Here is a 22,230-nt window from a genome sequence, read left to right as displayed (position 1 = left end):
ATGACGGCCCATGTGGTCTCGACGGTGGTCCCGGTAACGGATGGGAATCTTGACCTGGACTTCACCTCGACGGTGGATCAGGCGAAGATCTCAGCCATCGAAATCATCCCCGTTTCGACGGGGGACGGTCCGCAGTAGACGGCGCGGCATCAAACCGGCGACTGGTCCAGCTGTTAGGCCCAACTAAACCAAGGAGAAGCGCGTGAAACAACAGTCAGCACTAGCAGGGGGGCACGCACAGGGCCGACTGAAGCATCGAAAGGTGCTGAGGATCCTTGCGGTCCTCGCAGCGGCGATCCTCCTTTTGCCTGCCTCAGCGATCGACTCACCCTCAACCCTTGCCGCTGATCCGGAGGTGGTGCGGATCAATGCGGGCGGACCTCAGATGACGGTGGGCGGCATGGTGTGGGCGGCCGATCGGTCGTTCAGCGGCGGTAAGGCCTACAGCAACCCTAAAGTGACGGCGATCGCTGGGACGGTCAATGATGCGTTGTACCTGACCGAGCGGAGCGCGACGACGAATCGCGGGGCGTTCAACTATACGATTCCCGTCAGCCAGTCGGGAACGTTCACTGTCCGGCTGCATTTTGCGGAGATTTGGCATGGTGCCACCGGTGGCGGTCCGGGCGGTGTAGGTAAGCGGGTGTTTGACGTGAACCTCGAGGGCGGGCCGGTTGAACTCGATGACCTGGACCTTTTCGCTGAGGTGGGGGCGATGACCGCTACGGTAAAAACCCTCTCACAGACTGTGACGGACGGTGCTCTGACCCTTGACTTCACGGCGTCGGTCGATCAGCCGAAGATCTCGGCGATCGAAGTGGTCTACCCAACCGGCACCACCCCCCAACCAGCTGATCCGGAGGTGGTGCGGATCAATGCGGGCGGACCTCAGATGACGGTGGGCGGCATGGTGTGGGCGGCCGATCGGTCGTTCAGCGGCGGTAAGGCCTACAGCAACCCTAAAGTGACGGCGATCGCTGGGACGGTCAATGATGCGTTGTACCTGACCGAGCGGAGCGCGACGACGAATCGCGGGGCGTTCAACTATACGATTCCCGTCAGCCAGTCGGGAACGTTCACTGTCCGGCTGCATTTTGCGGAGATTTGGCATGGTGCCACCGGTGGCGGTCCGGGCGGTGTAGGTAAGCGGGTGTTTGACGTGAACCTCGAGGGCGGGCCGGTTGAACTCGATGACCTGGACCTTTTCGCTGAGGTGGGGGCGATGACCGCTACGGTAAAAACCCTCTCACAGACTGTGACGGACGGTGCTCTGACCCTTGACTTCACGGCGTCGGTCGATCAGCCGAAGATCTCGGCGATCGAAGTGGTCTACCCAACCGGCACCACCCCCCAACCAGCTGGCTGGTGGCCAGAAACATGGTCCGAACAACCTGACGCACCAACCGCCATCTTCGAAACAGCCGCTACGACGGTGGGCGGCAAGATCTACCGTTTCGGCGGGTTCGACGGGAACTTCGACGTGATCCGGGGGTACTCGAGCTACGAGCCGGCCACAGGAACCTGGGTCGATCTCGGAAACCTCCCCGAAGGGGCCGCGGAAAGCCATCAGGGCATTTCCAACGATGGGAGATTCATTTACTTGGGTGGCGGCTTCCGGGGGGACATTGACGTCAACCACAACCCCACTCAGGAAGTCAGCGATCGGGTTTATCGGTACGACCCGCAGAACAACAGTTGGATGATCCTCACCCATCTTCCACAGGCTCGGGGTGCAGGCGTCCTGGAAGCGTCTGCCGGAAAGCTCCATTACATCAGCGGAAATCCAGCCGACCGGGTCACGAATGTAGGCGATCACTTCGTTTACAACATGAGTACCGGGGCGTGGGCCACGGCAGCACCCCTCCCCAATCCCAAGGACCATATGAGCAGCGCGCTTATTGCGGGGAAGATCTACATTCTCGGTGGCGAACACGGCCACGATGTGCATCACGTGCAGCAAAAGGACGCGCACGTCTACGATCCGGGAACCGACAAGTGGACAAAACTTGCTGACCTGCCAACAGCGAAGAGCCATCTGGAGGCCGCAACGTTTGTCTCGGACGGTCGCATCGTTATGGCCGGAGGCCAGGTCGACGATTTTCAGCCCACCGGGCAGGTCACGGCCTACAACCCGACACAGAACTCCTGGTCGCTGTTATCTCCGCTGCCAGTGCCACTGCAGGGTGCAATCGTGCAACGGGTCGGCAACCAGTTTGTGATCGCGCTCGGAGGAGAGCAAACCTACCAACCACGGAAGAAGGTCTGGACCGGTACAGCGCCATAAACCTATCGGACCGGAAACTGCCCACGTGGGACATCCCAAGTATCAGAGTTATAAACCTGAGTATCCGCTACTGGTGATTACCCGCGGCCCTGAACGTAGCTTGAAGCAGTACAGGCACACCAGCAATCTCTGTGGTGTGGGGTCTTCAAGCAAGCGAAATCGAGGGACACCATGAGGGTGTTGATAACAGGTGGTGCAGGATTTCTCGGGTCACATCTCAGCTGGGCGTTGTTGATGCGCGGGGATTCAGTAGTCTGCGTCGACGACTTTTCGACGGGGCGGTTAAGCAATATTGCGCGACATGTGAAGCACCCGAACTTCACACTCGTGCACGGTGATGTCAGCAAAAGACTCTCCTGTCCGGGGAAGCTTGATGTCGTCGCGCATTTGGCAAGTCCGGCGTCGCCGCCCGACTACCACCGGTTGCCGCTGCAGACCCTCGCAGTCGGCAGCCGGGGAACCGAAAACGCCTTGCTGCTTGCCGAACGGAAATCGGCTCGCTTCCTTCTCACCTCAACCAGCGAGGTCTACGGCAACCCGCTGATCCATCCACAGACTGAGCAATACTGTGGGAACGTCAACCCGGTCGGCCCAAGGAGTGTGTACGACGAGGCCAAACGCTTCAGCGAAGCACTGTCGATGGCTTACGCCCGTTCCCGCGGGGTGAACGTCGGGGTGGTGCGCATCTTCAACACGTTCGGCCCAGGCATGCGCGCGACAGATGGCAGGGTGGTCTCCAGCTTCATTGTGCAGGCGCTGAATGGTGCACCTTTGACGATATACGGTCAGGGAACCCAGACCCGGAGCTTCTGCTACGTGGACGATCTCATTCGTGGACTCATCCTGATGATTGACAGTTCGGAATCCGGCCCAGTCAATCTGGGAAATCCGGCGGAGAAGACGATCCTCGACCTGGCCACCACCATCCTTGACGTCACCGGCTCCAGCTCACCAATCGAGTTCCACCAGCTGCCAACTGATGATCCGTTGCAGAGGTGTCCCGACATCACCTTGGCGACCAGGGTGCTGGGATGGCGTCCAGAAATGAGCACCTCTGACGGCATCGGACGGACTGTTGCCTATTTCAGTGCTCACCCTCATGAGGTCGCCGATGCGGCTGAAGCGCTAGCCGGGTCCCAGTTTGAAGGTACCAATCTCGCCGCCACCTCGGTGGCCATTTCAGCCTGATCGATCCACGCCCGATCGTTGGGGCGTTCGCATTGCCGAGCGGCTGGGGAAGCCGCAATGCTGCTCACAAAACGGAGGAAGAACAGTGGACATTTGGATAGGCGAACCGGTGCCAGCGGTACACCCACAGGGTGAGCCGATGCATCCCATCAAGGTGCAGCCATGACCCGCACCGCGCTGGTGACGGGAGGGGCTGGTTTCATTGGCAGCCATTGCTGCCGCGACCTCCTCGATAGTGGCTTCGACGTGGTGGTGATCGACAACCTCATCAACAGCCACGAAGTGGTCATGGATCGGATCCGGCAGCTGGGAGGAGGGAACCTTTCCTTCCACACGGCGGATGTCTCCGACACGGCAGAGCTGGAGAGCATTTTCACAGCCCACCCCATCGATGTAGTCATTCACTTCGCCGCTCACAAAGCTGTGGGTGATTCTATGCAGCGGCCGATTGACTACTACCAGAACAATGTGTCGGGCCTGATTTCCCTGATCACTGTTGCCCACGCCGCAGGGATCCGGGACCTCGTCTTTTCTTCATCCTGCTCCATCTATGGAGATACCGACCTTCGGCCTATCACTGAAGAGTCGCCGGCCAGGCCCACCAACCCATATGCCCGAAGCAAGTGGATGTGCGAGCTGATCCTCGAAGATCTCTGTAACCGCTACGACGACTGGTCGGTCACAGCTCTCCGGTACTTCAACCCGGCGGGGGCTCATCCCTCGGGTGTTCTTGGCGAGGACCCGCTGGGAGTCCCCTCCAATATCTTTCCATTCCTGGCCCAGGTAGCAACGGGCCGACTATCCGAGGTGAAAATTCTGGGATCCGATTATCCGACCGCAGACGGCACCGCAGTCCGCGACTACATCCATGTCCTCGACGTCGTTGAAGGCCACCGGCTCGCCCTGGAGGAAAGACGCAGACCGGGGTTTCGCCGGTACAACCTGGGAACCGGGACCGGGACCTCGGTCCTGGAACTGGTGAAAGAATTCGAACTCCAAAGCGGGCGACGGATTCCCTACCGATTCGTCGACCGCAGGCCAGGGGACGTCGCTGAGCTGGTGGCATCACCGGTACTGGCGGAAGAAGAGTTGGGCTGGCGTGCCAAACGTCCACTCAGTGACATGTGTGCTGACATGTGGCGGTTCCAGGAGAAGAACCCCCACGGCTACGGGGAAAAGCTGTGACGGATTCAACGGCTACAACCACCCTCACGATCGCTGCTTCCGGTCCCACCTTTGGCAGACGCCGCGCCCCACTGCGATCCATGGAAGCCGGAGCCCATGTTGCAGCACTGCCACGAAGGGATGCCGCAGTGGTTGCAGCCCTGACCGTGTGCTGGGTCGCCGCTTTCGCCTCGTTCTGGGTGTGGTGGTTGCAGCCGGGGCATGTCGTCGGATGGTTCGGCCTGGTGATCAATTCCGTGCTGCTCTTCTACCTGACCTACCTGCCTACCTATTTCCTCATCCTCGCCAACCGGCTCAGGCGATTCCGGTCGGATCAGGAGGTACCGCCACTACGGATCGCCTTTATCGTGACGAAGGCGCCGTCTGAGCCGTGGGACCTCGCGAGGGCCACGCTTCAGGCAATGCAGTCTCAGGACTTTCCGCACTCCTACGATGTGTGGTTGTGCGACGAGCGTCCCACCCCCGAGAGCATCCAATGGTGCACCGCGAACGGGGTACGGGTTTCCAGCCGCTTTGGAGTGGCCGACTATCACAATCCGGAATGGCCCCGCCGCACCAAATGCAAAGAAGGAAACCTCGCCTACTTCTATGACTGCTACGGGTACCGAAACTATGACGTGGTAGCCCAGCTCGATTGCGACCACGTCCCGGCGGTAACCTACCTGACGGAGATGGTCCGTCCTTTCGCAGACCCGGCCGTGGGGTACGTCGCCGCCCCGAGCATCAACGACTCAAATGCTGGCCAGTCCTGGTCAGCGCGGGGCAGGCTCCATCGCGAGGCAACCTTCCATGGACCGGTTCAGCTGGGACACTCGGATGGCCTTGCGCCATCGTGTATCGGATCCCACTACACAGTTCGAACAGCAGCCTTGCAGGAGATCGGCGGCATCGGGCCGGAACTGGCCGAGGATTTCTCCACCTCGTTCCTGCTGACGTCAGCAGGGTGGAGATCTGTATTCGCCGAATCGGCCGAAGCGCATGGGGAGGGACCGAGGACCTTCGCGGCGATGATCACCCAGGAGTTCCAATGGTCGCGGAGTCTGATGACGTTATTCCTTGACCTGGTCCCTTCGCATCTCGGCAGACTGCCGTGGGCCCTTCGTGCCCGGTTTCTTTTTGCCTTGTCCTACTATCCGCTGCTCTCGGCCACGACCGTGGCCGGGCTCGGCCTGCCGATGATTGCCGCGGTCACCGGTCTTCCCTGGGTCAACGTGAACTACTTCGAGTTCCTCGCCCGTTGGTTGGTTCTGGGCCTCTGCATGCTGGCCATCGTGTTCTTCCTGCGCCGGCGGGGGATGCTCCGCCCCGCGGATTCGCCACTCGTCAGCTGGGAAAACTGGATCTATTGCTTTGCCAGGTGGCCTTACATCGCTCTCGGTGTCTGGTCGGCCGTGGTCCAGAAGGTCCGGCCGCGGTCAATCACCTTCCGGGTGACACCGAAATCGGGCGAGGGGATGGAGCAAATCCGGCCGACATTGATCCTTCCCTATTGTCTGGTGGCTGCACTGTTCGCGGGAGCAGCGTTGGTGGGAGAGGCCACCACCAACGCGTACGGCTACATCTTTCTGTGCCTGGTGGGCGCGATCAGCTATGCGATCGTGGCGGTAGCCGTCCCGGTCCTCCATGCGCTCGAATCCGCCCGATCAGCAGCGGTGCCCTTTCTCGCGGCATTGCGAATGACCGCCGCGGAGTCGGTAGCCCTCGCCGTCGGGACCGCAGCACTGGTGTTGGTGGCGGTCATCCAATATCCTGCCTATCTAATGGCACTCATCGGATGAGTAACCGTGATGGTCGAGGAAAGCACTGAAATGGGCAGTTGGAACTGGTGGCGGCCATTCGTAGCCGTCGTACTCACCGTTGTGTCGGCAGGTTCGATCGTCTCGATCACCTGGGAGAAACCTGTGACTTCCGAACTTCGTATCGTCGGCGCCGACATGTCGTTTACCCTGCAGGAAGAAGCGGTCGGCAACCAGGTCAACGACAACGGGGAGGCGTTGCCGATCGAGCAGATCATGAGCAACAACGGAGTCAACTACTCCCGGATCCGTTTGTGGGTGGACCCCGAACCGGGAACCAGCGACCTTGCTGCGGCGCTCACCCTGGCCCAGCGGGCGACAGATGCTGGAATGGGAATCCTTCTCAATCTTCACTACTCTGACACCTGGGCAGACCAGAACGCCCAGAAGCTTCCGGCCGCCTGGGAAGACCTGGGCAAGGAGGAGCTGGAAAGCACTGTGCATGCGTATTCCAAGGGCGTTGTGAGTGCCTTCGCTGAACAGGGCACCCCGGTAGGAATCGTCCAGGTGGGAAACGAGGTGTCTGACGGCATGCTGTGGTCGTGGGGCAAGACCCAGCTGTCGTGGGGAGAGTACTGGGAAGGGTTCGCCGACCTCTATCAGGCGGGGGTCGCCGGTGTGCTGGCTGGCAGCGGGGGCCAACCGCCGAAGATCATGATCCACACCCACGCAGCCGACGAGTCTGCTTCGGATTTCCTGGCTAAGGTCGAAGCGAACGGTATGCCCTTCGACATTATCGGCGTCACCTATTACCCGTTCTGGAGCGGGTCCCTGGCCGGGTTCAGCAGAAGCCTCAACATCCTCGCGACACGCTTCAACAAGGACCTGATAGTCGCCGAGACAGGATACCCGTGGAGGCTGGACAGCGAACCAGGGTGCGACAGCGTGGTGAACAACGTCGCAGAGCTGCCGGATCGCCGTCGTTTCACTACAACGCCTGAAGGTCAGGCGGCGTATTTCACCGAGCTGCGGAAGGTGATAGAGCAGGTTCCCGACAACCACGGCCTCGGCTATTTTGTGTGGGAACCGGGCTGGCTCCCGGGGGTACCCGCCGCGCCGGGTGTCTGTAACCGGTACGCGAATCTCACCATGTTCGATTGGGAGGGAAACGCGCTGCCAGCCATCGATTCGCTGAATCCGCCGGCCTCACCCCGGCCTACCCCCTAGGATCAGACGCGCGGGGGTTCGTCCGGCCGGGACGCGTGAGAGAATTACCGTACAGCCGTATGTCCTAATGGTCTTGTTGGGTGGGACGGCTGAGTGGTCGCCCTACCCAGCAGCAGAGGTACCGCGCTGACCTGTAAGGAGTCTGATTGTGAATCCCGTTGCTATCCCCTCGTCGCTCCAGCTGGTTGAGGGGCCGTTGACCGACACCGAGGTGAGGCGGATCCGCAACGATTTCCCCATTCTGGACACCCAGGTCAATTCTCGGCCACTGATCTACCTGGATACGGGTGCGACCTCGCAAAACCCGATCACCGTGCTCGAGGCTGAGCAGGAATTCTACGAGCAGCGCAATGCGGCGGTACACAGGGGAGCCCACTCCCTCGCAGTTGACGCCACCGACGCCTTCGAGGCTGCCCGTGACACCATCGCCGCTTTCGTTGGCGCGGCGGTGGACGAGATCGTCTGGACCTCCAACGCCACGGAGGCCATCAACCTGGTGGCCTACTCTTTCTCGAACGCCTCGGCGGGCCGTGGCGGATCCGCCGCTGCGCGCTTCGTCATCGGTCCAGGCGACGAAATTGTTGTCACCGAGATGGAGCATCACGCCAACCTCATTCCGTGGCAGGAGTTGGCAGCCCGCACCGGTGCCACGCTCCGGTACATCCCGGTTGACGACGACGGCGCGCTTCGCCTGGACGAGGCGGCGACCATCATCAACCAGGCCACCGCAATCGTCGCCTTCACCCACGCCTCCAACGTGTTGGGCACCATCAACCCCGTCGCGGAGCTGGTGGCCCTGGCGCAGCAGCATGGGGCGCTGACCGTCCTCGACGCGTGCCAGTCGGTGCCGCACCTGCCGGTCGACGTGCACGCGCTCGACATCGATTTCATGGCCTTCTCCGGGCACAAGATGCTGGGTCCCACCGGGATCGGCGCCCTCTACGGGCGAGCCGAACTGCTCAACGCGATGCCGCCCTTCCTGACCGGGGGATCCATGATCACCACGGTCACCATGGAACGGGCCGAATACCTTCCCGCACCTGCACGGTTCGAAGCCGGCACCCAGCGGATCTCCCAGGCCATCGCCCTGGCGGCGGCAGCGAACTACCTGACCGAAACTGGCATGCAGCGCATCCAACAATGGGAAGAGACACTCGGCAAACAACTGGTCGACGGACTGAGCCAGCTGCCCGGGATCAGGGTCCTCGGACCGGCCGCGGGTGTGCAACGGATTGGGTTGGCGGCGTTCGACGTCGACGGCGTCCACGCCCACGACGTCGGCCAGTACCTGGATCATCAGGGCATCGCCGTGCGGGTGGGGCACCACTGCGCCCAGCCGTTGCACCGTCGGCTCGGCCTGACCGCGACCACCCGCGCCAGCACCTACCTTTACAACACCAGCGATGAAGTGGATGCCTTCCTGGCAGCCGTCGCCGGTGTGCGCCCGTTCTTTGGAGTCAAATAATGTCCGATGACCTGCAGCAGCTCTATCAACAGATCATCCTTGATCATGCCAAGGAGCGGCACGGAGCCGGGCTGTTGGAGCACGACGGCGTCGGGACCCTCGGAGAGTCCCACCAGCTGAACCCGGTATGCGGAGATGAGATTACCCTGCGAGCCATCCTCGCGGACGGAGTGCTGACCAGCGTCAGTTGGGACGGCGCCGGCTGCGCCATCTCCATGTCCTCGGCCTCGGTTATGACCGATTTGATGCAGGGTCTGGGCCGCGACGAGGTGATGGATCTGGTGGACGAGTTCAGGACCGTCATGCGCTCGCGCGGACGGGTCACACCCAACGAGGAAGTGCTCGGGGACGCGGCAGCCCTCGCCGGAGTCTCCCGCTATCCGGCCCGCGTCAAGTGCGCGATGCTGGCCTGGGTGGCGCTCGAAGAAGCGCTGCTCGCCGCGAACCGGTAACAGCTACTGGCGGTTCCGGTCCTCGAACAGGTCGGGGACGCCGTCGTCGTTGGCGTCGATTTGTTCGGCTTCCACGACCCGGCGGTAGTGCTTGTTCCGGCTGCGAAGGATCACCGAGGCGGCCAGCGCAGCAATCACCGAGGCGCACAGGATGGCCACCTTCGCGTGGTCGTTGTGCTCTGATCCCTGCTCGAAGCTCAGGTCGTTGACCAGGAGCGACACCGTGAAGCCCACCCCAGCGAGCAACCCGACACCGAGCAGGTCAATCCACCGCAGGTCGGGGTCGAGGTTCGCCCGGGTGGTTTTGGTCAGAGCGAACGTGGTCAACAGGATGCCGACCGGTTTACCCAGCACCAGCCCGGCAACGATCCCCAGCGTCACCGTGTCCCCGATCGCTGACATCAACCCTTCGGGCCCTCCGACGGCGACTCCGGCAGAGAAGAAAGCGAATACGGGCACCGCAAAGCCGGTGGACAGTGGACGGAACCGGTGTTCAAAAATCTCCGCGAGCCCAGGTTTGTTGGGGCGCGGCAGTTTGATGGTGCCGTCCTTGGTCTTACGCAGCACTGGAACCAGGAACCCCAGCAGGACGCCGGCAACGGTCGCATGGACTCCTGAGGCATGCATCAGGATCCACGTTGCCACACCGATCGGCAGGAGGATCAGCCAGGCGGCGGGGGTGTGCCGGCCGAAATACTTGGGGTTCTTCTGGGCCAGGAAACCAAACAGGGCCAGCGGGACCAGCATGAACAGCAGGTAGGTGAACTCCACGTCGTCCGAGTAGAAGAACGCAATAATCCCGATCGCCATCAGGTCATCGACCACGGCGAGGGTAAGCAGAAAGACCCGCAACGCACTGGGGAGGTGGGAACTGATTACCGCCAGCACCGCCAGGGCGAACGCAATATCGGTGGCCGTGGGGATAGCCCACCCCCTGAGCGACTCGGGGGAGGACAGGTTGATCGCCACGTAGAAGAGGGCCGGTACCAGGACGCCGCCGGCAGCGGCGGTCACCGGAACCACGGCCCGGCTGAACTTTCTGAGGTCTCCCGCGACGAACTCGCGCTTAAGCTCGAGACCCACCAGAAAGAAGAAGATCGCGAGTAGACCGTCTGCGGCCCACGCGCCAACGCTCAGCCGAAGGTGCCACGGCTCATAGCCGAACTCGAAGTCCCGGATTGCGAAGTAGCTGGCTGATGCTGGGGAGTTGGCCCAGACCAGTGCCACGACTGCTGCAATGAGCAACAGGATGCCGCCAACAGTTTCCTTGCGGAGAATCTCACTGATTCGCTGGTACTCGGGATAGCTCGACCGCCCGAGGACCTGTTTGGGGGGTTGAGGTTCCTGGTTATTGCTCACTTTTCGACCTATCCAACTGCTTAGCTAACCAGGGTGCGGATGCCGATCACCAGGGTGGCAAGGCCCAGGATCATTGAGGTGCTGATCAGCATGAAATGGACCTTGAGGAAACGGGTCGGGGCTCCCCGCTCGTCTTTCGAACGGGGGTCCTTGAAGATTCGCCGGAGGAAGGGTGGCCAGACGATCAAGGTCCAGACGCCGCTAAGAATGAGAATCAGGGCTAAAGGGGTGGGGAGTGACACGGGTTTTTCCTTCTCTGCCTAGCGGCGTTCAAGCCATTTGCTGGCTTCGGAGGCCTGAAGGTTAAGGGCTTTACCGATCATCGGCTCTGCCGCCGAGGCGATCTTCGCTCCCATGAATGGAATCGAAGAGCTCACGGTGCCGGTCAGCTCCACCCGGGTGGCCGCGTCGACGGCGACGAGGCGCTGCTCGGCGTCGACGGTGAGCGGAACGCCGGCGACGGTCATGGTGATCTTGGCAACACGTGACCCATCGGGCAGGGGCGCTGCCCACTGTTCGGTCTGCGTGACGGTAAGGCTGTCGCCGACAAACTTACGCGCCATCTCCGGGAGCCGCTTTGTGGGGAGGGTCCGCACAGCGGTCAGGGTGAAGGCAGCCGCTGTGTCACCGTCGACCGTCACTGATTTCAGGGTGCCGCCGACGTGCTCGCTGACATGCTTCAGGAAGGCCTCGTCGGTGAAGACTCCGGTCACTGTGGCAGCGTCGTAGGGCAGGGTGGTTGAGGCGTTCAGTGCCAAGGATCCTCCGAAGTTGAAAGGCGTTTTGCGTCCCACCCATCCTAAGGCCTGATCGGGCGCCACGGTCGGCCCGCAGGGTAGGCTTGGGGTATCCCCGGAATTCGACAGAATTTCGGGCTTTTGTGCTGGGTAGGACCGACATGGGGGTCCCCAGCACCTGAAACTTTATGACCGAATATTTGCTGGAACTGACGGATCCTGTAGGAGAACCTTTGAGCCTGAACGGACTGCGCGCCGCACTGATCGAGGACACGTCCTTCGCCCGGGTGCGGATGAACGCATCACACGGCAGCAGCGAGCGAAACACCGATCTGCAGATCGGTGCGCCCGCCGGGCTGCGGGCTGCGCTCCTCGCCGAGATGGTGGACGGACTCGAGGCGTCGGTTGACTCCAGGCCAGCCGGCGACGACGCCCGGGCACCAGTGGTTCTGGCAGTGACAGCGACCGGCCGGGAAGCGGAGGACCTGGCGGCCGCGCTCAGGAGCTACCTGCCGGCGTCGGACATTGAGGAGTTCCCCAGTTGGGAAACCCTGCCGCATGAACGGTTGTCACCCCGCTCCGACACCGTTGGTCGTCGACTCTCGGTGCTGCGCCGCCTCGCCCATCCCGAGGGTCAACCCGTACGGATCATGGTCGCTCCCATCCGGGCTGTGGTGCAGCCACTGGTCGCTGGTCTCGGTGAACTGTTGCCCGTCACCCTGACCGTCGGGCAGGACGCGGCGTTCACCGACGTGGTCAGGGCGCTCTCCGACGCAGCCTATGCCCGGGTGGACATGGTCACCCACCGCGGCGAGTTTGCCGTCCGCGGCGGCATCATCGATGTGTTCCCGCCCACCGAGGACCACCCCATCCGGGTCGAGTTCTTCGGCGACGAGGTGGAGGCGATGCGCTGGTTCGCCGTCGCCGACCAGCGGTCACTGGTGCGGGAGGAAGACGGCAGCCCGGCCGCGTTGTTCGCGCCGCCCTGCCGCGAAATCCTCATCACCCCATCGGTGATGTCCCGGGCCGCCCTCCTGAAGCCCGATCTGCCGGCGGCGGCAGCCATGCTGGAAAAGATTGCCGGCGGAATTGCCGTCGAAGGGATGGAATCCCTGGCACCGGTCCTGGTGGACTCAATGGTGCCGCTGGTGGGCGAACTCCCGGCCGGGTCGATCGCCGTCGTGATCGAACCGGAAAAGGTGCGCACCCGCGCCCACGACCTCGCTGCGACCAATGAGGAGTTCCTTGAGGCGGCCTGGGCAACAGCGTCCGACGGCGGCGCCGCGCCGCTGGACCTGGGCGGCACCCTGGGGGCCGACCTCCAGACCGCCAGCTTCAGGTCGCTGACCGACACCCGGTCGGCGGCCCTGGCCAACGCCGTCGCCTGGTGGTCCATCACATCCTTCGGTTCCGACGATTCGCTGCAGGAGCTGTTGCCCGAAATTGACACGTTCACCGTCCACGCACGCGAGCCACGCGGCTACCAGGGCGATGTGGCGGAAATGATGGACTTCCTCGGCAAACGGGTCAGAGACCAGTGGCGGGTGGTGGTCGCCACCGAGGGCCCGGGTCCCGCCGCACGGCTGGCCGAACTGTTCCATGACCATGACATCCCGGCGGCCCGGGTGGACTCGCTCGATTCGCCGCCGCAGCCGGGCATCATCGAGATCACCACAGCCTCCGCCGGCCGCGGTTTCGTGCTGGACTCGCTCAAGCTCGGACTGCTGACCGAGGCGGACCTGTTGGGCAGGACCACCGCGTCCGGCACCCGTGACATGCGCAAGATGCCGTCGAAACGCCGCAACGCCGTCGACCCCCTGCAGCTGCGCGAGGGCGACTATGTGGTGCACGAACAGCACGGCGTCGCCCGATTCGTTGAACTCCTGCAGCGCGCCACCGGCGCCGGCCCCACGAAGACCATCCGCGAGTACCTGCTGCTCGAATACGCGCCGTCCAAACGTGGTGCCCCCGGGGACCGGCTGTTTGTCCCCACCGACCAGCTGGACCAGGTGACCCGGTACGTGGGCGGCGACGCCCCGGCGCTCAGCAAGATGGGTGGCTCCGACTGGGCCAGCACCAAGTCCAAGGCCCGGAAGGCGGTCAAGGAGATCGCCGGGGAGCTGATCCGGCTGTACTCGGCGCGGATGGCATCGCGCGGCTTCGCCTTTTCCACCGACACCCCGTGGCAACGCGAGCTTGAAGAAGCCTTCCCGTACATCGAAACCCCGGACCAGCTGACCACCATCAACGAGGTCAAGGCCGACATGGAACGCGAAGTGCCGATGGACCGTCTGGTCTCCGGCGACGTCGGCTACGGGAAAACCGAGATCGCCGTGCGGGCCGCGTTCAAAGCCGTCCAGGACGGCAAGCAGGTGGCGGTCCTGGTGCCCACCACGCTGCTGGTGCAGCAGCACAACGAAACCTTCTCCGAACGGTTCTCAGGCTTCCCGGTGCGGGTCAAACCACTGTCCCGGTTTCAGAGTGCCAAGGAATCCAGGGAAACGGTTGAGGGGATCGGCACGGGCGCCGTCGACGTCGTCATCGGCACCCACCGGCTGCTCTCGGACCAGGTGAGGTTCAAGGACCTGGGCCTGGTGATCGTTGACGAGGAGCAGCGCTTTGGCGTGGAGCACAAGGAAGCGCTGAAGAAAATGCGCACCAACGTGGACGTCCTCGCCATGAGTGCGACGCCGATCCCCAGGACGCTCGAAATGTCGCTGACCGGCATCCGGGAAACATCCACCCTCGCCACCCCGCCGGAGGAACGCCACCCGGTACTCACCTATGTGGGCCCCTACACCGACAAGCAGACGTCGGCGGCGGTGCGCCGTGAGCTGATGCGCGAAGGCCAGGTGTTCTTCGTCCACAACCGGGTGTCCTCAATCGACCGGACCGCAGCGCACCTGAAAGAGCTGGTGCCGGAGGCCCGCGTCGCCGTCGCGCACGGCCAGATGAGCGAATCCCGCCTGGAACAAATCATTGTCGACTTCTGGGAGAAACGCTTCGACGTTCTGGTGTGCACCACCATTATCGAGACCGGCCTGGACATCTCCAACGCGAACACGCTGATTGTGGACCGGGCCGACAACTACGGCCTGTCCCAGTTGCACCAGCTCCGCGGCAGGGTGGGGCGCGGCCGGGAGCGGGCCTACGCCTACTTCCTTTACCCGTCGGAGAAGCCGCTCGGCGAGGTGGCTTTGGAGCGGTTGAAGGCCGTCGCGTCGCACAACGAACTCGGTGCCGGCATGCAGCTAGCCATGAAAGACCTCGAGATCCGCGGTGCTGGCAACATGCTCGGCGGCGAACAGTCCGGCCATATCCAGGGTGTTGGCTTCGATCTGTACATCAGGCTGGTCGGGGAGGCGGTTGCGGACTTCCGCGGTGAAGCCGAAGAGAAGACGGCCGAGATGAAGATCGAGCTGCCCGTCAACGCCCACCTGCCCCACGACTACGTGCCGGGGGAGCGGCTGCGCCTGGAGGCCTACCGCAAGCTGGCTTCAGCTGTGACGGACGAGGCAATCGACGGGGTGGTGGAGGAACTCAACGACAGATACGGGGAGCCGCCCGCCCCGGTGGTCAACCTCATTGCGGTGGCCCGGTTCCGGGTGGCGGCGCGTGCCGCGGGCCTGACCGATGTGGCGCTGCAGGGGAACTTCATCAAGTTCGCCCCGGCCGTCCTGCCGGAATCGAAGGAGATGCGGCTCAAGCGCATGTATCCGGGGGCCTCGCTGAAACCGGCGCTGAACGCCGCGCTGATTCCGAAGCCCAAATCCTCACCGGTGGGCGGGCGGGACCTCGCCGACGCCGACATCCTCACCTGGGCCCAGAATGTGGTGGACGCGATCTTCACCGATTAGGCGTACCAGCGAGAAGGCCGGCGACCAGGCTGGCGGCCAAGCTGGCGACCAAGGCTGGCGGGCATCGCCGCGGACAGGGCGCGGTGGTAAAGTCGGACGCGACCATACGGGTATGACCTCCTGTCCCACAGCCCCTGGAAACCAGCCGTCAGCAGCGCTGCTGCGGGGACGATCTTCGCTGAGGGAACCGTCCCGCCATGGCACCGAATCAAAGTACGGAGAACACTCAACGATGGAAACTACTGCCACCGGGAGCACCGCGATCGCTCCCGCGTCACGTGCATTGGAAGTGATCGGCGGGGACCTGACGGAGAAGAGCCTGCGACGCTATCTGGAGGGCATTGCCGGCGTTGACGCGGTGGGCCTGGAAGCGCGCGCGGCGGCCCTCGGGACCCGGTCAATCAAGACGACGTCCAAGGCCTGGGCCCTGGACAAGATCATTTCCCTGATCGACCTGACCACTCTCGAAGGGTCAGACACCCCTGGCAAGGTCAGGTCGCTCGTCGCGAAGGCGTTGGTGCCCGACGCCGGCGATCTCTCCACCCCGCGGGTGGCCGCGGTGTGTGTGTATGGCGACATGGTGCCGTACGCGGTCGAGGCGCTGGGGAGGGCCCACGACGCCGACGCCCCGGGCCGTATCAATGTGGCTGCTGTTGCCACGGCGTTCCCCTCCGGCCGGGCGTCGCGGTCGGTGAAGCTCTCGGACACCGCCGATGCGGTCGCGGCGGGTGCGGATGAGATCGACATGGTCATTGACCGTGGCGCGTTCCTGTCGGGCCGGTATGGTCTGGTCTTCGACGAGATCGTTGCGGTGAAGGAGGCCTGCCGCCGCCCCGATGGTTCGTACGCGCATCTGAAGGTGATCCTGGAAACCGGTGAGCTGAATACGTACGACAACATCCGGCGTGCCTCGTGGCTGTCCATCCTGGCCGGCGGGGACTTCATCAAGACTTCCACCGGCAAGGTGGCCCCCGCGGCGACCCTCCCGGTGACGCTGTCCATGCTTGAAGTGGTCCGGGACTGGCACCGGCTGACCGGCGAAAAGATCGGGGTGAAGCCGGCCGGCGGGATCCGCACGTCGAAGGACGCCATCAAGTACCTGGTCACCGTCGCCGAGACCGTTGGAGAGGAATGGCTGGAGCCGGACCTGTTCCGCTTCGGCGCCTCAAGCCTGCTCAATGACGTGCTCCTGCAGCGTCAGAAGCTCACCAGCGGCAGCTACTCCGGCCCTGCCTACGTCACGATCGACTAAGGACTACCCATGACTTTTCTAGAGTACGCACCGGCCCCGGAGTCCACATCCATCCTGGACCTCAAGAGCGAGTACGGCCTGTTCATCAACGGTGAGTTCGTCCCCGGCAACGGTGAGTCCTTCACCACGATCTCCCCGGCCACCGAGCAGAAGATCACCACCATCTCGTGCGCCAGCGAGGCCGACGTCGATACCGCCGTCGCTGCCGCCCGGCGGGCCTACGAGAAGACTTGGTCGAAGCTCTCCGGCGCCGACCGGGGCAAGTACCTGTTCCGTATTGCCCGGCTGGTGCAGGAACGTTCCCGTGAACTGGCCGTCGCCGAAACCCTCGACAACGGCAAGCCGATCAAGGAAAGCCGCGACGTCGACGTTCCCCTGGTGGCCGCGTGGTTCTTCTACTATGCGGGCTGGGCCGACAAACTCGACCATGCAGGGCTGGGCCCGAACCCGCGTTCGCTGGGTGTGGCAGCCCAGGTGATCCCGTGGAATTTCCCGCTTCTGATGCTGGCGTGGAAGATTGCCCCGGCCCTGGCCGCCGGCAACACCGTGGTCCTCAAACCCGCCGAGACCACGTCCCTGACTGCCATGTTGTTCGCCGAAATCCTGCAGCAGGCCGACCTGCCGGCAGGCGTGGTCAACATTGTTACCGGCGCGGGGGCCACCGGCTCGGCCCTGGTGAACCATCCGGACGTCAACAAGGTGGCGTTCACGGGGTCCACCGCCGTCGGCCGGTCCATTGCCCGTTCGACTGCCGGGACCGGCAAGAAGCTCACCCTCGAACTCGGCGGCAAGGGCGCGAACATCGTGTTCGATGACGCCCCGATCGACCAGGCCATCGAAGGCATCGTCAACGGGATCTTCTTCAACCAGGGGCAGGTCTGCTGCGCCGGATCACGCCTGCTGGTGCAGGAATCGGTGCATGACGAAGTCGTCGAACGTCTCAAGGAGCGCTTGTCCACGCTGCGGGTAGGGGATCCGCTGGATAAGAACACTGACATTGGTGCCATTAACTCGGCGTCCCAGCTGGGCCGGATGCGTGAGCTCTCCGACATCGGCGAGCAGGAGGGCGCCACCCGGTGGAGCCCGGCGAGTAACCTGCCGCAGCAGGGCTTCTGGTTCCCGCCCACGATTTTCACGAACGTGTCCACCAGTCACCGCATCGCCCGGGACGAGATCTTCGGACCAGTGCTCTCGGTCCTGACGTTCCGCACCCCGGCGGAGGCGATTGCGAAGGCCAACAACACCCCGTACGGTCTCTCGGCAGGGATCTGGTCGGACAAGGGCAGCCGGGTCCTCGCGGTCGCCGACAAGTTGCGTGCCGGGGTGGTCTGGGCCAACACGTTCAACAAGTTCGACCCCGCGTCGCCGTTCGGCGGCTACAAGGAATCCGGGTACGGCAGGGAAGGCGGCCGCCACGGACTCGGCGCCTACCTGGCCCCCGCGGCTGGGCCCAAGTCATCGGTCGTCTCAGCCATCATGAACAAGACCCCCCTGGGAGGCTCCAAATGAGCGCTGCACGGCTAGGCGTACCCAAGACATACAAGCTTTACATTGGCGGCAAGTTCGTCCGCAGCGAATCGGGTCGGGTGTATGAGGTAGCAACCAGGAAGGGTGGCCCCATGTTGAACACGGTCAACGCCGCCAAGGGATCACGCAAGGACGCGCGCGACGCCGTCACCGCCGCCCGCGCTGCCGTGAGCGGCTGGGCCGGAACCTCCGGGTACAACCGCGGCCAGGTGCTGTACCGGATCGCGGAGGTCCTGGACGGGCGCCGGGCGCAGTTCGCCGAGGAAATCGCCGCATCCGAAGGGGTCTCCGATACGGCGGCGGCCGCCCAGGTCGACGAAGCCATCGACCTGTGGGTCTGGTACGCCGGCTGGGCCGATAAATACGTGCAGGTGGCAGGTAATGCGAACCCGGTGTCGGGCCCGTACTTCAACCTGTCCACTCCCGAGCCCACCGGCGTCGTCGCGGTCATCGCACCCCAAGGACCCGGTTCGCTGCTCGGGTTTGTCCGCGCCGTCGCGCCGGTGCTGGTCAGCGGGAACACCGTGGTGGTGCTGGGCAACGAGCGTGCACCGCTGGCGGCCCTGAGCCTCGGGGAAGTCCTTGCCACCTCCGACGTGCCCGCCGGCGTCGTGAACATCCTCAGCGGTTCCCCCGCCGAGATCGCCCCCTGGCTGGCCTCCCACGCCGACGTCAACGCCCTGGACCTGCTCGGTGCCGAGAACCTGGACTGGGTGGACCTGCAGATCGCCGCGGCCGAAACCCTGAAACGGGTGCTCCCGCCCGAGACCGGGCCCGACGCCGGAGCCCCCTCGATCGACCGGATCACGTTCTTCACCGAAACGAAGACCGTCTGGCACACCAAGGGTCTGCTCTAGCCGTCCCACCGCACAAAAAAGTGGCGGACCTGCAGGGGAGTGGTTGCTCAACCACTCGTCTGCAGGTCCGCCACTTTTTATGGGTGGAAGCCGTGTATTGGCCGGCTAGGCCTTGCGGTCGCCCTTGGCGAGGGTTGGTCCGGTATCGGAGCGTCCCAGGATGGACTGGGGGATCCAGAAGGCCAGGAAGAACAGCGTCAGGCAGACGGCGAAGGCCCAGACATTGTTTTGGTCGAAGAAGGCCAGGGAGCCGACGGCGCCGAGGAACAACACCATCATTACGGCGAATGTCACGAGGTTGTTGACCAGGTGGCCTTCGCCCGAGTGGGTGGGCTGCTTGCGCGGAGCGGTCCGCTCGGAGGACGTAGTGGTGTGTGACATGGAGTCTCCTCGAAATTGTGCAAAACGATACTGACTCAACCATAACTGGATTCAGCGCCCAGGGCGGCAGCGGCACCCAGACGGGTACCCGATAGCCCCGGTTCACCACGGTGGAGCCCAGTCACGCAGCGGTGTTCCCAGCGGTTAGAGCCCCAGGGACTCCTCCACATCGCGCAGAACCGCGTCCAGCCGGGCGCGGGTGGTCAGCTTCGCATCGTCGAGCTCGGCGGCCAACTCCACCGGTTCGATGACCTCCAGGTAGCACTTCAGCTTCGGCTCGGTGCCGCTGGGCCGGATGATCACCCGGGTGTCGTCCCGGGTCAGGTACAGCAGCCCGTCGGTCGGCGGAAGCCCGGCGTAGCCGGTGAGGAGGTCCTGCACGACGTCGACTGCCGAGTCCGCGAAGGCCTGCGGGGGGTTTTCCCGCAACCGGTTCATCATGGCGTCCAACAGGCCAAGGCTGCCGACCCGGACCGAGAGCTGGTCGCTGGCGTGCAGCCCGTGCAGCAGTGCCAGGTCATCGAGCAGGTCAAACAGGGTCCGACCCTCGGCCTTGGTGGCCGCGGCAAGCTCGGCCAGGAGCAGCGCCGCGGAAATCCCATCCTTGTCCCGGACCAGGTCGGGTGCCACGCAGTAGCCCAGCGCTTCCTCGTAGCCGTAGGCGAGCGACGGGACCCGGGCAATCCACTTGAATCCGGTCAGGGTTTCGGTGTGGGGGATCCCGGCGGTTGCGGCGATGCGGGAGAGTAGCCGCGAGGACACAATCGAGTTGGCGAAGACGGTTCCCGCAGCAAGCGCACCGGTGTCCTGCGCCCGGCGCACGGCGAGGTGTTGCCCCAGCAGGGCCCCCGTCTCATCGCCGCGGAGCATCCGCCACTCACCGGTCGCCGGATCTTTGGCTGCTACTGCAACCCGATCGGCGTCCGGGTCGTTGGCCAGCACCAGGTCGGCGTCGTGAACTAGAGCAGCAGCGATGGCAAGGTCGAGCGCGCCGGGCTCCTCGGGGTTGGGGAAGTCAACGGTGGGGAAGTCGGGGTCCGGGTCTGCCTGCTCGGCTACCACGTGGACGGACCCGAATCCGGCGGCGGCCAGCACTTGCTGTGCGGTGGTGCCGCCTACCCCGTGCATCGGGGTCAGCACGATCGAGAGGTCCCGGTCCGGGAACCGCTCCCGATCCGCCAGTGCAACCACCGATGTGACATAGTCCTTGGCGATGCTCTCCGGCAGGACATTCCAGCCCTCGGCCGCCAGCAGGATGCTGCCGAGCTGGCCTACCGCTGCAATGCGGGCGGCGATCTCGGTGTCCTGCGGGGCCACGATCTGTGCCCCGCGGCCGGCGTCGTCGACGGCGCGGCCTCCCAGGTAGACCTTGTACCCGTTGTCCTGGGGTGGGTTGTGGCTTGCCGTGACCATCACCCCCACCTCACACTCCAAGGCGCGGACCGCGTAGGCGAGGACCGGCGTCGGCAGTTCGCTGGGCATCAGGAAGGTCTGGATGCCCGCGGCGGTGAAGATGGCAGCGGTTTCCTCGGCGAAGATCCGCGAGTTGTGGCGGGCATCGAAGCCGACGACGGCGCGCGGCACATACGCCCCCTCGGCGCTGCCAGTCACGTGGGCGGCCAGACCGGCGGCGGCGCGGCGAACCACGACCCGGTTCATCCGGTTCGGTCCGGCGCCCAGGGCAGCACGGAGTCCCGCAGTGCCGAAGAGCAGCGGTCCGCTGAAACGGTCCTGCAGGTCCTGGGTTGCGGCGGTACGGGTGTCGTCGTCGGCCACCTGCGCGAGCAGCGCCTCCAGCTCCGCGGTGGTGTGCGGATCGGGGTCCTCGGCCGCCCAGGTGCGTGCGGCTGCGAGAAGTGATTCGTGGTCGGCGTGCGTCATAGCTTTTTCATACCTTCGGTCAACTTCTAGAGCCGGCTGATGATGTCAGCCAGCAGGCGTGAGATGCGGGGTCCGGCTGCCGTGCCGGATTCGATCACTTCGGCGTGGCTCAGCGGTGCGGTGCTGATGCCGGCGGCCAGGTTGGTGACCAGGGAAATTCCGAACACCTCCATGCCAGCGTGGCGGGCGGCGATGGCCTCGAGTGCCGTCGACATGCCCACCAGGTCAGCACCGATCGTCCTGGCGTAACGCACCTCGGCGGGCGTCTCATAGTGCGGTCCGGTGAACTGCGCGTAGACGCCCTCGTCGAGGGACGGATCGACCTCGCGGGCGATCGTTCGGACCCGCGAGGAGTAGAGGTCGGTCAGGTCAACGAAGGTGGCGCCCTCGAGTGGTGACGTGGCGGTGAGGTTAAGGTGATCGCTGATCAGGACGGGGGTGCCCGGGGTCCACTTCTCCTGCAACCCGCCACACCCGTTGGTCAGCACCATGATCTTCGCCCCGGTAGCGGCGGCGGTTCGCACCCCGTGCACGACGGCCCGAACACCCTTGCCCTCGTAATAGTGGGTGCGGGAACCAACCACCAGGGCGCGTTTGCCCGACGTCGTCAGGACTGACCGCACGGTCCCGACGTGGCCCTCGACGGCGGGGGCCGAGAAGCCGGGGATGTCCGAGGCCTCGAGGGTGTGGGTGGTTTCGCCGATCAGGTTGGCTGATTCACCCCACCCCGAGCCCAGCACCAGGGCAATATCGTGGCGGTCGACGCCCGTCTGCGCGGCGATGTAATCGGCCGCGGCGCGGGCCAGGTCGAAAGGGTCGGTCGGCGTCATTGACGTGGGGTT

The 22,230-nt window shown here is 64.1% G+C and carries 17 protein-coding genes; 11 read left to right on the top strand and 6 right to left on the bottom strand.

What is annotated here, in order from left to right; all coding sequences use genetic code 11:
- Nucleotides 1–202 precede the first annotated feature (202 nt).
- The 7 genes from ACX80T_RS09365 to sufU all read left to right on the top strand — a co-directional run bounded on the left by ACX80T_RS09365 (nt 203) and on the right by sufU (nt 9,537).
- Nucleotides 203–2,284: a malectin domain-containing carbohydrate-binding protein gene (locus tag ACX80T_RS09365; RefSeq protein ID WP_459304257.1), complete on the top strand. Its 2,082-nt coding sequence runs from the start codon at nt 203–205 to the stop codon at nt 2,282–2,284.
- A 171-nt stretch (nt 2,285–2,455) separates the two neighbouring features.
- Nucleotides 2,456–3,472 carry a UDP-glucuronic acid decarboxylase family protein gene (locus ACX80T_RS09360; protein ID WP_459304256.1) on the top strand — a complete coding sequence of 339 codons (1,017 nt, stop codon included), beginning with the start codon at nt 2,456–2,458 and terminating at the stop codon, nt 3,470–3,472.
- Nucleotides 3,473–3,634: 162 nt separating this feature from the next.
- Complete coding sequence (galE, locus tag ACX80T_RS09355) at nt 3,635–4,657, top strand: UDP-glucose 4-epimerase GalE (protein WP_459304255.1); 1,023 nt, start codon at nt 3,635–3,637, stop codon at nt 4,655–4,657.
- Entirely contained in the window at nt 4,654–6,435 is a 1,782-nt protein-coding gene (locus ACX80T_RS09350) for a glycosyltransferase family 2 protein (RefSeq protein ID WP_459304254.1), read from the top strand. The genes galE and ACX80T_RS09350 overlap by 4 nt, the downstream gene beginning before the upstream one ends.
- A gap of 30 nt (nt 6,436–6,465) precedes the next feature.
- On the top strand, nt 6,466–7,620 hold the full coding sequence (locus tag ACX80T_RS09345) for a glycoside hydrolase family 53 protein (protein ID WP_459304252.1): 1,155 nt from the start codon (nt 6,466–6,468) through the stop codon (nt 7,618–7,620).
- 148 nt (nt 7,621–7,768) lie between these two features.
- Nucleotides 7,769–9,085, top strand: a complete 1,317-nt coding sequence (locus tag ACX80T_RS09340) for a SufS family cysteine desulfurase (RefSeq protein ID WP_459304251.1) — start codon at nt 7,769–7,771, stop codon at nt 9,083–9,085.
- Nucleotides 9,085–9,537: a Fe-S cluster assembly sulfur transfer protein SufU gene (gene sufU / locus ACX80T_RS09335; protein WP_116778597.1), complete on the top strand. Its 453-nt coding sequence runs from the start codon at nt 9,085–9,087 to the stop codon at nt 9,535–9,537. Before ACX80T_RS09340 ends, sufU begins: the two co-directional genes overlap by 1 nt.
- A 3-nt stretch (nt 9,538–9,540) precedes the next feature.
- On the opposite strand, the gene nhaA is transcribed toward sufU, so the two are convergent.
- Genes nhaA through ACX80T_RS09320 form a run of 3 tightly spaced genes read right to left on the bottom strand, consistent with a single transcriptional unit; the run spans nt 9,541 to nt 11,654 of the window.
- Nucleotides 9,541–10,896 carry a Na+/H+ antiporter NhaA gene (gene nhaA, locus ACX80T_RS09330; protein WP_116778596.1) on the bottom strand — a complete coding sequence of 452 codons (1,356 nt, stop codon included), beginning with the start codon at nt 10,894–10,896 and terminating at the stop codon, nt 9,541–9,543.
- Nucleotides 10,897–10,916: 20 nt separating this feature from the next.
- Nucleotides 10,917–11,138: an SCO4848 family membrane protein gene (locus tag ACX80T_RS09325; protein WP_019483606.1), complete on the bottom strand. Its 222-nt coding sequence runs from the start codon at nt 11,136–11,138 to the stop codon at nt 10,917–10,919.
- A gap of 18 nt (nt 11,139–11,156) precedes the next feature.
- A complete protein-coding gene (locus ACX80T_RS09320; protein WP_024477523.1) occupies nt 11,157–11,654 on the bottom strand; it encodes a DUF2505 domain-containing protein in 498 nt (165 codons plus the stop codon).
- Between the two features lie 167 nt (nt 11,655–11,821).
- Here ACX80T_RS09320 and mfd point away from each other — a divergent pair, with 167 nt between their 5' ends.
- The 4 genes from mfd (at nt 11,822) to ACX80T_RS09300 (ending at nt 19,126) form a co-directional block, all read left to right on the top strand.
- Nucleotides 11,822–15,490: a transcription-repair coupling factor gene (gene mfd / locus ACX80T_RS09315; RefSeq protein WP_459304250.1), complete on the top strand. Its 3,669-nt coding sequence runs from the start codon at nt 11,822–11,824 to the stop codon at nt 15,488–15,490.
- Between the two features lie 232 nt (nt 15,491–15,722).
- Nucleotides 15,723–16,742: a deoxyribose-phosphate aldolase gene (deoC, locus tag ACX80T_RS09310; protein ID WP_019483603.1), complete on the top strand. Its 1,020-nt coding sequence runs from the start codon at nt 15,723–15,725 to the stop codon at nt 16,740–16,742.
- 9 nt (nt 16,743–16,751) lie between these two features.
- Entirely contained in the window at nt 16,752–18,251 is a 1,500-nt protein-coding gene (locus ACX80T_RS09305) for an aldehyde dehydrogenase family protein (protein ID WP_459304249.1), read from the top strand.
- The gene (locus tag ACX80T_RS09300; protein WP_459304248.1) at nt 18,248–19,126 is read left to right on the top strand and encodes an aldehyde dehydrogenase family protein; all 879 of its coding nucleotides are present in this window, start codon (nt 18,248–18,250) and stop codon (nt 19,124–19,126) included. Before ACX80T_RS09305 ends, ACX80T_RS09300 begins: the two co-directional genes overlap by 4 nt.
- Nucleotides 19,127–19,231: 105 nt before the next feature.
- On the opposite strand, the gene ACX80T_RS09295 is transcribed toward ACX80T_RS09300, so the two are convergent.
- The 3 genes from ACX80T_RS09295 to ACX80T_RS09285 all read right to left on the bottom strand — a co-directional run bounded on the left by ACX80T_RS09295 (nt 19,232) and on the right by ACX80T_RS09285 (nt 22,218).
- A complete protein-coding gene (locus tag ACX80T_RS09295) occupies nt 19,232–19,507 on the bottom strand; it encodes a hypothetical protein (RefSeq protein ID WP_019483600.1) in 276 nt (91 codons plus the stop codon).
- A 144-nt stretch (nt 19,508–19,651) separates the two neighbouring features.
- Nucleotides 19,652–21,388 carry a phospho-sugar mutase gene (locus ACX80T_RS09290; protein WP_459304247.1) on the bottom strand — a complete coding sequence of 579 codons (1,737 nt, stop codon included), beginning with the start codon at nt 21,386–21,388 and terminating at the stop codon, nt 19,652–19,654.
- 26 nt (nt 21,389–21,414) lie between these two features.
- Nucleotides 21,415–22,218, bottom strand: coding sequence for a purine-nucleoside phosphorylase (locus ACX80T_RS09285; RefSeq protein WP_026041184.1), 804 nt, complete (start codon nt 22,216–22,218; stop codon nt 21,415–21,417).
- Nucleotides 22,219–22,230: the final 12 nt, after the last annotated feature.

It is taken from the genome of Arthrobacter sp. Sr33 (genome assembly GCF_054511195.1).
Note: the sequence above shows the minus strand (reverse complement) of the source record. Positions and strands in the feature narration are given on the sequence as shown.

Coding starts and splice junctions, on each gene's coding strand:
- ACX80T_RS09360 (WP_459304256.1), top strand. CDS start 2,456: ATGAGGGTGTTGATAACAGGTGGTGCAGGATTTCTCGGGTCACATCTC.
- galE (WP_459304255.1), top strand. CDS start 3,635: ATGACCCGCACCGCGCTGGTGACGGGAGGGGCTGGTTTCATTGGCAGC.
- ACX80T_RS09345 (WP_459304252.1), top strand. CDS start 6,466: ATGGGCAGTTGGAACTGGTGGCGGCCATTCGTAGCCGTCGTACTCACC.
- sufU (WP_116778597.1), top strand. CDS start 9,085: ATGTCCGATGACCTGCAGCAGCTCTATCAACAGATCATCCTTGATCAT.
- mfd (WP_459304250.1), top strand. CDS start 11,822: ATGACCGAATATTTGCTGGAACTGACGGATCCTGTAGGAGAACCTTTG.
- deoC (WP_019483603.1), top strand. CDS start 15,723: ATGGAAACTACTGCCACCGGGAGCACCGCGATCGCTCCCGCGTCACGT.
- ACX80T_RS09305 (WP_459304249.1), top strand. CDS start 16,752: ATGACTTTTCTAGAGTACGCACCGGCCCCGGAGTCCACATCCATCCTG.
- ACX80T_RS09300 (WP_459304248.1), top strand. CDS start 18,248: ATGAGCGCTGCACGGCTAGGCGTACCCAAGACATACAAGCTTTACATT.
- ACX80T_RS09295 (WP_019483600.1), bottom strand. CDS start 19,507: ATGTCACACACCACTACGTCCTCCGAGCGGACCGCTCCGCGCAAGCAG.
- ACX80T_RS09290 (WP_459304247.1), bottom strand. CDS start 21,388: ATGACGCACGCCGACCACGAATCACTTCTCGCAGCCGCACGCACCTGG.
- ACX80T_RS09285 (WP_026041184.1), bottom strand. CDS start 22,218: ATGACGCCGACCGACCCTTTCGACCTGGCCCGCGCCGCGGCCGATTAC.